Below are 12,893 nucleotides of genomic sequence, written 5' to 3' on the forward strand. Positions count from 1 at the left end.
AGGCGAGGCGGGCGTCTCTAGGCGAGGCGGGCGTCTCTAGGCGAGGCGGGCGTCTCTAGGCGAGGCGGGCGTCTCTAGGCGAGGCGGGCGTCTCTAGGCGAGGCGGGCGTCTCTAGGCGAGGCGGGCGTCTCTAGGCGAGGCGGGCGCGGACGGCGGCCGCGACCCGGCCGCCCTCGGCCCGCCCGGCGACCTTCGGGTTGACGGCCTTCATGACCTGACCCATCGCCTGCGGCCCCGAGGCGCCGGTCTCCGCGATCGCGGCGTCCACGAGCTGCGCCAGCTCCTCGTCGGAGAGCTGCGCGGGCAGGTACTCCTCCAGCACCGCCTGCTCGTCCAGCTCCGCCTGGGCCTGCTCGGTCCGGCCCGCGTTGCCGAACGCCTCGGCCGCCTCCCGCCGCTTCTTGGCCTCCTTGGCGAGGACCTTGATGACCTCGTCGTCGGTCAGCTCCCTGGCCTGCTTGCCGGCGACCTCCTCGACGTTCACCGCGGCCAGTGCCATCCGAACCGTCCGGAGGCGTACGGCGTCGCCGCCCTTCAGCGAGGCCGTCAGATCGGCCTTCAGCTTGTCCTTCATTGCGCTCATGCGCTCCATCTTGCCGTCTGCGCGGACTGCCCGGACGCCTCGCGCCGGATGTCGGGCATCATGAATGGGTGAGGAAAGCCGTCGCAGTGCCACTGTCCATGCTCGGTCTCGGCCTGGCCGGGCTCGGTTACGCCTCCGTGGTGGAGCGCAACTGGTTCCGTCTGCGCCGTTTCGATGTGCCGGTGCTGGAGCGCGGGCAGCGTCCCGTACGCATCCTCCACCTGTCGGATCTGCACCTGACGCCGCGCCGTACGATGCTGATCAACTGGGTCCGTTCGCTGGGCGAGCTCAAGCCCGACCTGGTCGTCAACACCGGCGACTCCATCGCGCACCCGCAGGCCGTGCCCTCGCTCCTGCACGCCCTGGAGCCCCTGCTCTCGCGCCCCGGCCTGTTCGTCTACGGCTCCAACGACCTCTACGCGCCCCAGCCGAAGAACCCGGTCCGCTACCTCTGGCGCACCTCCAAGAACGAACGCCGCCAGCACGTGCCCACGCTGCCGTGGGAGGAGCTGGGGGCCGGCATGGCGGCCGAGGGCTGGCTCGACATGAACAACACCACGGCCCGCATCAAGGTGGGCGACCTGGACGTGGCGGTGGCGGGCATCCACGACTCCCACATCTCCCGCGACCGCTACGACCTCGTGGCCGGCCCCGCGCCCGCGGACGCCGACCTCCGGCTGGGCGTCATGCACTCGCCCGAGCCCCGCAACATGACCCGCTTCGCCGCGGACGGCTACCAGCTCCTGCTGGCCGGCCACACGCACGGGGGCCAGCTCTGCATCCCGTTCTACGGCGCCCTGGTCACCAACTGCGGCATCGACCGGGCCAGGGTGAAGGGCCTCAACCGCCACGACAGCGCCTGGCTCCACGTCTCCGCCGGGCTCGGCACCTCGCCTTACGCTCCCGCACGGTTCGCCTGCTTCCCCGAGGCGTCTCTGCTCACGCTGGTTCCCCGCCGATAACGCGGTCACAAGTACGCCGCGAGTCCGCTAGACTTTCCAAGCACGCTCAAGACCGGCGTGCACCGGGGTGTAGCGCAGCTTGGCAGCGCGCTTCGTTCGGGACGAAGAGGCCGTGGGTTCAAATCCCGCCACCCCGACCCAGAAGTACCAGGTAGAAGGCCGCTTCCGAAGATCGGAAGCGGCCTTACTCGTCCTCTGAGTGATTAACTGCATGACTACGCTTCCGCGATGTCGGCAGGCCGAGTCTGAGACCTGTGAAGCAGGACATAGTCGATCATGCGCTGCATGGTCTCAACGTTCTCGTAGAGTAAGCCGAGCGCCTTATTGCACTGCTGGCACAAGATCCCCCGCACCTGGCCGGTCTGGTGATCATGATCAACATGAGCAGTGGTCCGCGTACCATCATGTGCAAATTCCTGCCGACAGGTCAGACAACGATTGGCTTGGCGCTCCAGCATCGAGTCGTACTCGTTACGGTCCAGGCCATACATCGCCTTGCGCTGCGTAGCGACTCGGCATGGGCGGCAGTAGCGAGACCCGTCCCGATGGGTGCCTCCATATTCCTCGTAGGCATGACCCCATGGGCAGTGAGTCTTATTGCCGTTCCAGGTACCACGCTCCAGCTCGTCCGGGTCTTTCCCCTGACTCCGCATAGCCGATTCCTATCGGCATTGCTTACACTACCTCCTTCCGCCATCGGCCCAATAGATATTGTCCCCAGGAAGCTCGTGCCCGTTCTGGCAATGTGTCTTCCGCGAGTTGATGCCAGCTTGCGTCCAACGACCGTTCGAAACTTTGGTGATGGAGAGGTGGCTGGGCTCAACACAGAGCCGCTCGCCACAACTGCTCTCTACTATTTGCCCTTTAGGCCAGAACGCTTCGTCTCGATCAACTAGCCACCGTCGGACGTATACGAGCGCCTTGGCACCGTGTGCGTGGCGGACACCGTCAAAGTAGCGGGGGTAACCGTCGCGATCCGTCTCCCCCTTCCAGACAAGGCAGTTTGTATCCGGATCGCGCTCCGAAACCTGGATGATGATCTCCATGGATAAGGCAGGCTTGACGCCACGCCTCACAACCGTACCGTGTTTCCGCTCATATCTATAACAAGCCTGGCAGTACTTTCCCTTCTTGCCGTTATACATTTGCTCGTCGGTCTCTTTGCCGCAGCCAGCACATAGCTGCGGCATCTTCGTGGTCACCCGGCCATAGTGCCGGATAAGCCCATAGCAGCGCTCCTCGAACAGAGTCGCCGCTTGAGCTAACACCCCAGATGGCGTTAATTATCCGTATTCTCGAAGAGATGATCCATCATCACCGCGCCGCCTTGGAGAACTGGACGGATCTGCTTCCGGTAGACGGCTTCGGTCACAGCCGTGCTGCTGTGACCCACGAGTCGAGAGATCTCCTCCAGCGGCAGACCGTTGTCCGAGAGCAGCGATACGAAGCTGTGCCGTAGCTCTCTTGGCGTCCACTTCGAAGAGTCCACGCCTTCGGCGTCCTTGATGGCATTGCGGAAGTGACGTCGTACGTGAGAGGGATCAAGCGGGGTGCCGACCTTGGACGCGAAGACAAGTCCGTGTTCCTTCCAAGCGAGGAAGCTCACCGGGACACATGTACACGCGAACGACGGCTTGCCCTGGCACGTCCGGCCCGGTATGGCTACGCCTGCCCGACGAGGAGATGACCACCACTAACCTCATCCTGTACCTGATCGTCCGAGGGGCAACCATCACCCTGGACTGACATACCTGCGATATACCGCCCTCTGCTTTAATCCTCTGCGAACGTCCATAACCCCGAAACGGAGCTCATATGAGGAAGATTGCGGTAACCCTCGCCTTCGCCGCAGCCACCCTGGTGGCCAACGCCCCCGCACCCGCGAACGCGCTGCCCAACACGTGTACGGCCAGAGTCATCGGCGTGCACAGCGGCACGGCCAAATGCAACAGCGGAACCGGGAAATTCCGCGTAGCCCTTTATTGCAGTTCCAACCCTGGGACCGGTTTGGGCCGCTGGGTCTACGGCCCCTGGAAGAGCCCGGGGTCCGTCAGCAACTGGGCGTGTGCGGATCATGTCCTAGGTGCCAAGTACGACCGCAAGAACTGACGGCCGGGTCCCCCGTGGCTCTGTAGTCCCGGCACAGTGCCCCCTGCCGCAAGGCTCGTGCAGCACCAGAGTGCAGCAACTGCATCGGCCATCGGCGACCTTTGCTGACCTCAATGCCCAGCGTGACCGCCACACCGACCTCTAATGACCTCCATGCCACGAGTTCGGGACGAAGAGGCCGTGGGTTCAAATCCCGCCACCCCGACCCAGCTCAAAGGGCCGCTTTCGGACATCGGAAGCGGCCTTACTTGTTGGCTGGGTGACTCTCTGGGGATCCGATGGGAGTGACAGCCTCGGTGGCGACATTGCGGGCCGCCCGGAGCCTCGCAGCGACCTGGATGTCAGTGAAGGCATGACCGTAAACCCCGCGCCCGCCGCTCCGACCACCAGCGAGCTGCTGGAGATCGCCGACGCCCTCCTGCCCGGGCACTCCCTCGATTCCGCTCGCATCACCGCGGGCAATCTCCACCACGCCATCCTCCTCCCAGGAACAGCGGCCGTGCGGGTGAGCAAACGCCCGTCATCGGCGCAGGAGATGCCGCGCCGCACGGAGGTACTGCGGGAGATCGCCCAGGCCGGGCTGCCCTTCGCGGTGCCGGAACCGCTCACGCCCGTGACCCGGTTCGGCGAGCGCGCGGCGGTCGCCGTCTCATGGATCGGCGGCGAGGCGCAGCCCGAGGGCCAGGGCGATCCGGCCCAGATCGGAAAACTGCTGCGCGCCGTACGAGAGGTCACCGTCACTCCGCGCCTGAGACAACTGCTCAACGCCCCGCGAGAAAAGGGCTGGGCCGAAATCCTGGCTGAGGAGGTCGTTCCGCGTCTGCCGGACAGATGGCGGGACGAGTGCCGCAGGCGTCTGGAAGCGGCACGCGACCTGGAAGCCGTACCGGATGCACTGGTCCACGGCGATCTGTGCGGCCTCAACGTGCACTGGAGCAGGGACGGCCGACTGATCGGCGTCCTGGACTGGGACCAGGCCCATCTGTTCGACCCCGCCATCGACGCGGCCCTGATGGCCTGGCACGGTTGGGACAACGTCAGGAAAGCCGTGGACCCCGAGACCTACCGGCGCGCCCGCATCTACGACGCCCCGTTCGACGTCGGACATCTCGTCGGGGTCCTCGACGGCCGCCCGCTGACGAACGTCGAAGGGTACGTGCGCAGCATCGTCGCCTGGCTGGAAAAGAACGTCTGAAGGCCACCGGGGCTCGCGGGCCTGAGCCGCAGGTCGTGGAGCTGCGCCAGGCAGTCGGACGGTCCGCGGTGCGGGTGCGTTTCACCTTCCTCGGCCAGTTGTCCGCGTGGTGGAAATCCGACGACGTCGAGAAGAAGGAACGTCCTCGGGGCCTGTCTGGGATGGGCCCCGAGGACGCGGCAGCGTGGAAGCTCACAGGCTGCAGTCGTCTCGCTCATTTTTTCGATCTTGCGGATACATGGCGCGAGCCCTGGCTAAAGTTGCGGCGCCTGGCGGTCAAGTGCAGTCAAGGCAGAGTTCAATCTGGAGGAAGACAGGAATGCGAAAAACCTGGCCACTGGCGTTGGTAGCCCTCGCCACGGTTGTCATGGGCGGCGCGACGCCGGCGAGTGGCGACGCGGTCGATCCGGCGACCGGTTCGACGAAGGCTGCGGCAGCGGCGGCGGTCTGCGGCAGTTCGTCGCTGAACGGCCCGGCCACACCGCCCGCCGGCGCGGTCGTGGTCCCCGCGGGCGACAACAGCGGCGTGGACTTACGCAAGGCGAACACCACGTACTACTTCGCGACCGGCACGCACACGCTGGCCCCCGAGATGTACGCCCAGATCCTGCCCGGCGAAGGCGCGACGTTCATCGGCGCGCCCGGCGCGGTGCTGGACGGGAAGGGGGTGAACAACTACGCGTTCGGCGGGAAGGTGAACGGTGTCACGGTCCGGTATCTGACCATCACCGGGTTCGTCGCGCCGAAGGATCAGGGTGTGGTCAACCACGACTCCGGCGACGCCTGGACCGTGGAGCACAACACGCTCCGCGACAACTCCGGCGCGGCGCTGATGGCCGGTGCCACGAACAAGATCCGTGGCAACTGCTTCAAGGACAACGGGCAGTACGGCCTGAACGCGTACAAGGCCGGCAACACCATCACCGGCCTGGTTGTGGCGGACAACGAGTTCACCGGCAACAACACCGATGACTGGGAGCACCAGGAGCCTGGGTGCGGGTGCACCGGGGGCATGAAGTTCTGGGCGGTGAACGGCGCCGACGTGACCGGCAACTGGGTCCACGGCAACCACGGGCCGGGAGTCTGGGCGGACACCAACAACAACGACTTCCTCATCGAGAACAACCTCATCGAGGACAACGAATCGCTCGCGATCTTCTACGAGATCAGCTACAACGCCATCATCCGGAACAACACCATCCGCGGCAACGCCTGGGCCTCCGGCGCCGAGCGGGCGACGAAGGGCGACCCGTTCCCCGAGGCGGCGATCTACCTGTCCGAGGCGGATGGTGAGCCCCGCATCCCAGCGCGGACCAGCAAGATCGAGATCACCGGCAACCTGCTGGAGAACAACTGGGGCGGGATCACCGGGTGGGCGAACGCCGACCGGTTCTGCAACAGCCCGGCCTCCACGACCGGCGACTGCACGCTGATCGTCGGGCCGACCAACACCGCACAGTGCGCGGCTCCCGCCATCGCCAGCGAGCCGCTCTACACCAACTGCCGCTGGTGGACGAAGAACGTCGACGTCCACCACAACACGTTCACCTTCGACCCCAGTGCCGTCAACGGCGGCTGCCCGACGCAGTACTGCGGGCACATGGCCCTGCTGTCCAACTGGGGCACCTACCCGGACTGGTCCCCGTACAAGGGCGACGTGATCCAGAAGTCGATCGTCCACGCGTCGAACAACTCCTGGCACGACAACACCTACACAGGACCATGGCAGTTCAGGGTCACCGACATGGGCACTCGCATCGCGCCCGGGCAGTGGGTCGGCCCCCAGTACGGCCAGGACGCCGGCAGCACGTTCGACGGCGGCACGCCCGTCCCGCCGCCGATCACCGAGCAGGACTTCGAGTCCGGCTCGACGATCTCGCCCTACTCCCCGTGGTACGGGTCCAGCGTGGCGCACCAGACCGGCGGCGCGCATGGCGGCACGGGCTCGCTCCAGCTGACCAGCACCCAGTCGGGTGGCAGCGCGGTGGCGCTTGACAACTTCCCCGGATACAGCGGTGTGGTCGCCGGTGCGAGCTACGACGTGTCGCTGTGGTACCGGCAGGCCGTGGCGCCCATGCCCACCGTCACCTGGAATGTGCGGTGGCGCGACGAGTCCGGCACGCTGCTGCGTACCGACGCCATCCCCCTGACCCAGAAGACCGCCTGGACCGCAGCGGCCGGCACGTTCACGGCGCCCACGGGCGCGACCCGCGTCGACTGGACCTTCGTCTGGAACGCGAGCGCTTCCGGGCCCGCGTTCCAGATCGATGATGTGGCGATCCGGGCCGGGCAGGCCAAGCAGAAGACCTGAAGAAACCTGAGCCCGGTGGCGGCGCTTCGTCCGTCTTCCTGACTCGCTACGCATGAAAAGCGGCTGCAACACGGATCCCGTGTTGCAGCCGCTCTGTTGGGAGCATCATCTCGTGAGAAGGCGTGTCTTGCGAGGTGATGAGGCTGCGCTGCTCGTTGCCCTGGACGTCATCGAGGCCAGCCGTGCTGCTCTTCGTGTCGAGCCGTAGAGGTGGCGTCCGGTCTGCGGCGTGACCTTGTGCTCGAACTCCAGCACCGGGCCGCCCTCGATTCGAAGAAACCGAGCAGGAGGTAACCACCCGGGGCCAGGACCCGGCGGAATTCGGCGAGGATCGCGCGATCCAGCGGCAGGCGGTCGAGCGAGTCCCGGGCGAGGTCGGCGTAGAGGTCGGCGACGGCGTCGTAGGCGTCCGCCGTCGCGCTCAGATAGGGGGAGGAATCGGCCATGGCGGACGGCTGTAGTTCATGGTCCGGGCCGTTGCCGGTTCGGGCAGGAGGCGTTCAGGGGGTGGGGCTGGGTGGACGGGGCGGGGCCGACCAGCAGGAGCGCCTTGCCCTCCTCGCTCATGACGCCGTCGTGGACGTACCAGTCGCCGGGGGCGGTGGGCTCGGCCTGCCGGCCGTGGGAGATGAACGCCGGCTCGACGCCGCGTCCCTTGAGGATCGTGCCGATCTCTGTGACGTTCTTGTCGACGAAGTCCACGCAGTACAGCGGCTCGCCGGGCATGGCGATGCCGGGCGGCATCCTGTACTTCTCCCCCGGCTGAGCCTGCCGGCCGAGGATGACCTCGGCCTTCTTGTCGAAGCCCACCGGGACCTTCAGGCCGGTGGCGCAGCCGCCGAAGCGGGGGCAGGAGCCGGGGGCCTCAATGGCGGTGATGGGGCCCTCGGCGGGCACCGGCTGGCCGGCCCTCAGCTTGTCGGAGTCGTTCATCACGAACAGGCTGCCGGCCAGGCTCGCGGACGTCGGTGCGAGGGTGAGCGTGATGTCCAGGCCGCGGGCCTTGAGCTCGGCCTCGTACACCCGGGGGTCGGCCATCAGGTCCTTGACCGTGATGACGTAGTGGTCGCCGACCTGCTCGATGTCCAGGGCCGCGGCGGCCGGGGTCTGGCCGACGGCGAAGGTCACGACGGCTATCACGGCCGCCAGGGCCGGCGCGGCGAGCCAGCGGCGGCGCGGGCTCGCCGGCCATCGCCGGCGTGCGGCGGCGGTCCGGCCGCGGTTCGGTACGGCCTCGGCCGCCGCCACGGGAGCCGAGATGATCTCCTCAAGCAGTTCCGCGGCGAGCGGGGTCATGCCTGGTCCCGGATCGGGGGCGATGCCGGCCACCAGGCGGTCGATGTCGTTGTTCACGTCGCCTCCCTCGTCATGGTGATCGCGCGCAAGCCGTAGCGGGCCACGTCGAGCCCGGCCGCCTGCAGCTCCTTGGCCAGCCGCTTGCGGGCGCGGTGCAGCCGCAGCCGGGCCGCGCCGCGTGAGCAGCCCAGGACCGTGGCGATCCCGTCCGAGCTCAGTCCCTCCCAGCCGGCCAGCGCGAGCACCTCCCGGTCGTCGGGGTTCAGGCGCTGGAATGCCTCGCGTACGCCGTCGAGGTCGCCGTCCGCGCCGGCCGTCTCCGCCCACAGCGCGAGTTGCTGCCCGAGCCGTTCGACCAGTTCGCTGCGGCGCGACTCGGCCCGGCGGCCGTTGGCCAGGACGCGGCGGGCCACGCCGTACAGCCACAGGCGGGCTCTGGGGCCCTCGGGGATGTCGTCCAGGCGGCGCCAGGCGGTGGTGAACGTCTCGGCGAGGGCGTCGGCGGCATCGTCGTGCGAGTCGGTACGCCGCCGGATGTAGGCGAGGATGTCGGGATAGTTCGCGGCGTAGATCTCCTCGAAACGCTGCTTGCCATGGGGAGGGCCCACTCTGCTCTCATTCGTTCTTCCGGAGGTCTGACACTTCGTACGTGTCCGAGACTCCCGGTTTGTTCCACCCTCCCAGGAAGATTCTGGCCGTAGTCCCGTGCCCGCCCCTTGCGAGGGGCGGGCACGGGAACCGCGAGACGGTTACCGCCACCACTGCTGGTTCCACGGGCCGCAGTCCCACAGCTGAACGATCCCGCCGTTGCCGCCCGTGTTCGTGTCCGCGTCCAGGCAGCGCTGGAAACGCACGTTGTACACGGAGCCGTCGTCGCGGAGAATCCATTGTTGCTGGTTCCAGGGGCCGCAGTCCCACAGCTGGACTTTGCCGCCGTTGCCGCCGGTGTTGGTGTCCGCGTCGAGGCAGCGCTGGAAACGCATGTTGTAGATGGAGCCGTCCTGCCGGACTTCCCAGTCCTGCTGGTTCCAGGGGCCGCAGTCCCACAGCTGGACCTTGCCGCCGTTGCCGCCGGTGTTGGTGTCCGCGTCCAGGCAGCGCTGGAAGCGTACGTTGTGGAAATGCCGCACTGACTGCGCCGACGCCGCATCGGCGCCGGCCAGGAGCAGCGCCGGCGTGGCGAGGAGCAGCGCCAGCATTGCCGAGGGCTTTGTACCGAATAGGCGAGTTGTGAGTTTCAACTAATTTCCTTTGAACGGACCGATGGGCGTCGAACGACGCAATTCACATAGTGGTCCGAACGAAAGCTCTTCCCCAATCCCTACTATTAGGGGGGTCCATTGCGGCTCGCTTACCGTTACCCTTCTTCAGGAAATGCGGGGAAAGAAGGGGAGCTCAAGGTAGACGCGGTCTGCGGCGGCGAGGATCTTCGAGGCGTCGTCGACCGGCGGGTGGATGTGCTCGTTGATCCGCTTCTTGACGGCCGCGCCGTCGGCGCCCGAGGCCATCACCCTGCGCTCCCAGCCCCGGGCGAAGATCGCGCCGGCGCCGCCCAGGTCCAGGCAGGTGACGTACGGGCCGGGGGTGAAAGCGCGCAGCGGCACGTCGAGCAGGTCGGCCGCCGCGTTGTAGCCGGCGACCTTGCCGAGCGGGGTGGCGTGCTGGCAGGACTGCATGACCGTGTGCTCGGCGTCGAACGCCGCCGCTGCCGTGTCCCCGGCGACGAACACCTCGGGGAGTGCCCGCAGCCACCGGTCCACCGGCACCCGGCCGAGGTGGTCGAGCTCGCCGGAGATCTGCCGGGTGAGCTCGCTGGCCCTCATCCCCACCGACCAGACCACCGCGTCCGCCTCGACCTTGACGCCGTCGGAGAGCACGGCGTACCCGTCGCCGACCTCTGTCACCGTCGTCCCGAGGCGGCGTTCGACGCCCAGCTCGTCCAGCGCCGCCGTGATCTCCTCGCGCGGGCCGGGGCCGAGCTGGGCCGCGACCACCTCCGACCGGTCCACCAGCAGCACCCGGCCCCGGGCGGCCAGTGCGGTCGCGGCCTCCAGGCCGGTGAACCCGGCGCCGACGACCACGGCGGAGTAGTCCTCCCGGTCGCGCAGCAGGCCGGTGAGGCGCCGGGCGCCGTCCAGGGTGTCGATGTCGAAGAGCCGCTCAGCGCCGGGCAGGCTCTGCGGCCGTACGAGCTTGCTGCCGGCCGCCAGCACCAGCCGGTCGTAGCCGATCTCCGCGCCGCCGGCCACCACCACGCGCCGGTCGGTGTCGATCGCGCTCACCGTGGCCCGCAGGTGCTCGACGCCGATCGGCTCGAGGATCCTGCCGAGCTCTACCTTGGCCAGTTCCGGGTCCGGCTCGTACAGGCGTGGCCGCAGCACCAGGTGCTCGTTCGGCGCGATGAGCGTGATGCGCAGGTCCGCCGCTCCGCGTGCCAGCGCCGCACCCGCCGCGCTCCACACGCCCGCGAAACCGCCTCCGATGATGACAATGTGGGCCATCGTGTCGTCCTCTCTCAGCCGCGCCCTCCGGGGGATCGGAGGGGCGCCAGGGAGACAAGACGGCAGGCTCAGATGTGACCGAGATGAGCGAACTTCTCGGGATTGGCCAGCCTCCTGAACGCCGTGATCCGCCCGCCGGCGATCTCCACGGTGTCGAGCCAGATCAGCTCGCCGCCGAGATAGGTGGCCAGGGCCGGATGCCCGTTCACCTCGATGATCTGGAACGCGTCGGGGCGCCTGAGCTCGATCTGCCTGACCGCCAGCAAGGCGATCGTCCCGGCGCCCAGGACCGGCCTGCGCGCGGCGGTCACCTTGCCGCCGCCGTCGGCGACGTAGACGGCCTCAGGGTCCAGCAGCTCGACGAGCGCGGCCATGTCCCCCGCGTCGGCGGCCGCCTTGAACGCTCTGAGCACGCGTTCCGTCTCGGCCCTGGACGCCCGGGGCCGCTCCTGGACCGCGGCGACCCGCGCCCGCGCGCGGGAGGCGAGCTTGCGGCTGGCGGCGGGCGTGCCGCCGAGCACGTCGGCGATCTGGCCGAACGGGAAGCCGAAGACGTCATGCAGCACCAGCGCGACGCGCTCGGCGGGGGCGAGCCGTTCCATGACCACCAGCATCGCGGTGCTCACCGACTCGTCCATGAGCACCTGGGCGGCGACGTCGGGGCCGGTCAGCAGCGGTTCGGGCAGCCAAGGTCCGACATAGGACTCGCGCCGGACGCGCGCCGACTTCAGCACGTTGTAGGACGTACGGGCGGCCAGGGTCACCAGCCAGGCGCGGAGCTCCCGCACCTCGGACAGGTCGGCGGCGGCGGCGCGCAACCAGACCTCCTGCGTCACGTCCTCCGCCTCGGCCACGGTGCCGAGGATCCGGTAGGCCGCCCCGAAGACCGCGGGGCGATGCGACTCCCAGTCGGCCGGCTCCACCCTCGGCCCCCTCCCGATTCTCGGTTTTATTACCCTAGCGCGGCAGCGATATTGGTGGGATCATCGGACGATCCTTTAAGAGAGGGGTCTGCTACGTGAGTCCGTCCCCCAAGTCGCTTCCGATGACCGGGTTCCTGTTCTCGGCCGTCGGTGTGGGCGGCGTGGTCCTGCAGATGCTGAGCGTCGTCTATCCCGACGGTGACCCGGCCAGGGCCCGCGAGGCGGCGCGGCTGCTGCGGGAACTGGCCGGGCGGGTGGACGTCAGCCTGGACGACGTGGAGGAGGTCGCCGCCAGGGTGTGGCGGCCGCCCAGCTCCGGCGTGGGCGTCGACGCCTTCAGGAAATACTTCAACGAGGAGGTCGCGCCCTATCCGCCGCGGGTCTCCGCCTACCTCCGCGGGCTGGCCGACGCGGTCGACGACTACGCGGACCTGCTGGAGCAGACCCAGCACGCGCTCCGGACGATGGCCATGATCCAGTGGCTGGAGCTGCTGATGTTCTTCTGCTGGCCGGCGATCGACAAGAAGGTCCGGGTGCTGATCAACTGGGCGATGCGCAGGTCGCAGGCACGGCTGCTGCTCAAGATGTTCAATCACGCGGTGGGCAAGCGGTTCATCTACGCCGTGGGCGGCAGCTTCGCCTACACGGTCCTGGACCAGGCCGTCGTCGACGGGCTCAAGCTCGCGCGCGGCGAGGACATGGGGTCGTGGGGCGACCGCGGCGACTACATGGTGAAGAACTTCGCGGCGGCCATGGTCTTCTACCACGTGGACCCGGCCAATTTCGGAAAGGCCGCGAACCTGCTGCCGAAGAACCGGGCGGCCCAGAACGCCATCGTGTTCCTGACCGGTTCCGCCATCTTCACCTCCACGGCGAACGCGCTCAACCGGCCCGGCGACGTGGTCGACGATCCGGTCAGCCTGTTGCCCACGTGGGAGCAGATGCTCGCCAAGCTGGGCGTCGCCGCGGGCCAGGACCAGTTCAGGCGCTGGCGCGGGCTCTGACCGCCGGT

The 12,893-nt window shown here is 68.0% G+C and carries 13 protein-coding genes and 1 tRNA gene; 5 read left to right on the forward strand and 9 right to left on the reverse strand.

The genetic code is table 11. The annotated features are described in order from the left end of the window. Window positions 1–131 precede the first annotated feature (131 nt). Entirely contained in the window at window positions 132–584 is a 453-nt protein-coding gene (locus ABEA43_RS28015; protein ID WP_345566387.1) for a GatB/YqeY domain-containing protein, read from the reverse strand. 98 nt (window positions 585–682) lie between these two features. Here ABEA43_RS28015 and ABEA43_RS28020 point away from each other — a divergent pair, with 98 nt between their 5' ends. Together ABEA43_RS28020 and ABEA43_RS28025 are read left to right on the forward strand one after the other, a co-directional pair. After that, window positions 683–1,546, forward strand: coding sequence for a metallophosphoesterase (locus tag ABEA43_RS28020; RefSeq protein WP_345566816.1), 864 nt, complete (start codon window positions 683–685; stop codon window positions 1,544–1,546). A 63-nt stretch (window positions 1,547–1,609) separates the two neighbouring features. Beyond that, window positions 1,610–1,683, forward strand: a tRNA-Pro gene (locus tag ABEA43_RS28025). Between the two features lie 78 nt (window positions 1,684–1,761). Here the strand turns inward: ABEA43_RS28025 and ABEA43_RS28030 are convergent. Continuing rightward, window positions 1,762–2,199, reverse strand: coding sequence for an endonuclease VII domain-containing protein (locus ABEA43_RS28030; RefSeq protein WP_345566388.1), 438 nt, complete (start codon window positions 2,197–2,199; stop codon window positions 1,762–1,764). A gap of 626 nt (window positions 2,200–2,825) precedes the next feature. Next, entirely contained in the window at window positions 2,826–3,152 is a 327-nt protein-coding gene (locus ABEA43_RS28035) for a tyrosine-type recombinase/integrase (protein ID WP_345566389.1), read from the reverse strand. Between the two features lie 855 nt (window positions 3,153–4,007). Here ABEA43_RS28035 and ABEA43_RS28040 point away from each other — a divergent pair. Then, window positions 4,008–4,850: a phosphotransferase gene (locus tag ABEA43_RS28040; RefSeq protein WP_345566391.1), complete on the forward strand. Its 843-nt coding sequence runs from the start codon at window positions 4,008–4,010 to the stop codon at window positions 4,848–4,850. A 319-nt stretch (window positions 4,851–5,169) separates the two neighbouring features. Beyond that, entirely contained in the window at window positions 5,170–7,161 is a 1,992-nt protein-coding gene (locus ABEA43_RS28045) for a right-handed parallel beta-helix repeat-containing protein (protein WP_345566392.1), read from the forward strand. Between the two features lie 167 nt (window positions 7,162–7,328). On the opposite strand, the gene ABEA43_RS28050 is transcribed toward ABEA43_RS28045, so the two are convergent. The 6 genes from ABEA43_RS28050 to sigJ all read right to left on the reverse strand — a co-directional run bounded on the left by ABEA43_RS28050 (window position 7,329) and on the right by sigJ (window position 11,881). After that, complete coding sequence (locus ABEA43_RS28050) at window positions 7,329–7,607, reverse strand: class I SAM-dependent methyltransferase (RefSeq protein WP_345566394.1); 279 nt, start codon at window positions 7,605–7,607, stop codon at window positions 7,329–7,331. Between the two features lie 16 nt (window positions 7,608–7,623). After that, on the reverse strand, window positions 7,624–8,514 hold the full coding sequence (locus tag ABEA43_RS28055; RefSeq protein WP_345566396.1) for a hypothetical protein: 891 nt from the start codon (window positions 8,512–8,514) through the stop codon (window positions 7,624–7,626). Then, window positions 8,511–9,065, reverse strand: coding sequence for an RNA polymerase sigma factor (locus ABEA43_RS28060; protein ID WP_345566398.1), 555 nt, complete (start codon window positions 9,063–9,065; stop codon window positions 8,511–8,513). The genes ABEA43_RS28055 and ABEA43_RS28060 overlap by 4 nt, the downstream gene beginning before the upstream one ends. A gap of 141 nt (window positions 9,066–9,206) precedes the next feature. After that, the gene (locus ABEA43_RS28065; protein WP_345566400.1) at window positions 9,207–9,656 is read right to left on the reverse strand and encodes a ricin-type beta-trefoil lectin domain protein; all 450 of its coding nucleotides are present in this window, start codon (window positions 9,654–9,656) and stop codon (window positions 9,207–9,209) included. Window positions 9,657–9,824: 168 nt separating this feature from the next. After that, the gene (locus ABEA43_RS28070) at window positions 9,825–10,958 is read right to left on the reverse strand and encodes an NAD(P)/FAD-dependent oxidoreductase (protein ID WP_345566402.1); all 1,134 of its coding nucleotides are present in this window, start codon (window positions 10,956–10,958) and stop codon (window positions 9,825–9,827) included. Window positions 10,959–11,026: 68 nt separating this feature from the next. After that, entirely contained in the window at window positions 11,027–11,881 is an 855-nt protein-coding gene (gene sigJ / locus ABEA43_RS28075; RefSeq protein ID WP_345566404.1) for an RNA polymerase sigma factor SigJ, read from the reverse strand. 95 nt (window positions 11,882–11,976) lie between these two features. Here sigJ and ABEA43_RS28080 point away from each other — a divergent pair, with 95 nt between their 5' ends. Further along, entirely contained in the window at window positions 11,977–12,885 is a 909-nt protein-coding gene (locus tag ABEA43_RS28080; RefSeq protein ID WP_345566405.1) for a hypothetical protein, read from the forward strand. Window positions 12,886–12,893 lie beyond the last annotated feature (8 nt).

This window comes from Nonomuraea rosea, assembly GCF_039539705.1.
In the GTDB taxonomy this organism is placed as follows: domain Bacteria; phylum Actinomycetota; class Actinomycetes; order Streptosporangiales; family Streptosporangiaceae; genus Nonomuraea; species Nonomuraea rosea.

Excerpts from the sequence above, each read along its gene's own strand:
- ABEA43_RS28030 (WP_345566388.1), bottom strand. The coding sequence starts at position 2,199 with ATGCGGAGTCAGGGGAAAGACCCGGACGAGCTGGAGCGTGGTACCTGG.
- ABEA43_RS28065 (WP_345566400.1), bottom strand. The coding sequence starts at position 9,656 with ATGCTGGCGCTGCTCCTCGCCACGCCGGCGCTGCTCCTGGCCGGCGCC.
- ABEA43_RS28015 (WP_345566387.1), bottom strand. The coding sequence starts at position 584 with ATGAGCGCAATGAAGGACAAGCTGAAGGCCGATCTGACGGCCTCGCTG.
- ABEA43_RS28040 (WP_345566391.1), top strand. The coding sequence starts at position 4,008 with ATGACCGTAAACCCCGCGCCCGCCGCTCCGACCACCAGCGAGCTGCTG.
- ABEA43_RS28020 (WP_345566816.1), top strand. The coding sequence starts at position 683 with ATGCTCGGTCTCGGCCTGGCCGGGCTCGGTTACGCCTCCGTGGTGGAG.
- ABEA43_RS28070 (WP_345566402.1), bottom strand. The coding sequence starts at position 10,958 with ATGGCCCACATTGTCATCATCGGAGGCGGTTTCGCGGGCGTGTGGAGC.
- ABEA43_RS28050 (WP_345566394.1), bottom strand. The coding sequence starts at position 7,607 with ATGGCCGATTCCTCCCCCTATCTGAGCGCGACGGCGGACGCCTACGAC.
- ABEA43_RS28045 (WP_345566392.1), top strand. The coding sequence starts at position 5,170 with ATGCGAAAAACCTGGCCACTGGCGTTGGTAGCCCTCGCCACGGTTGTC.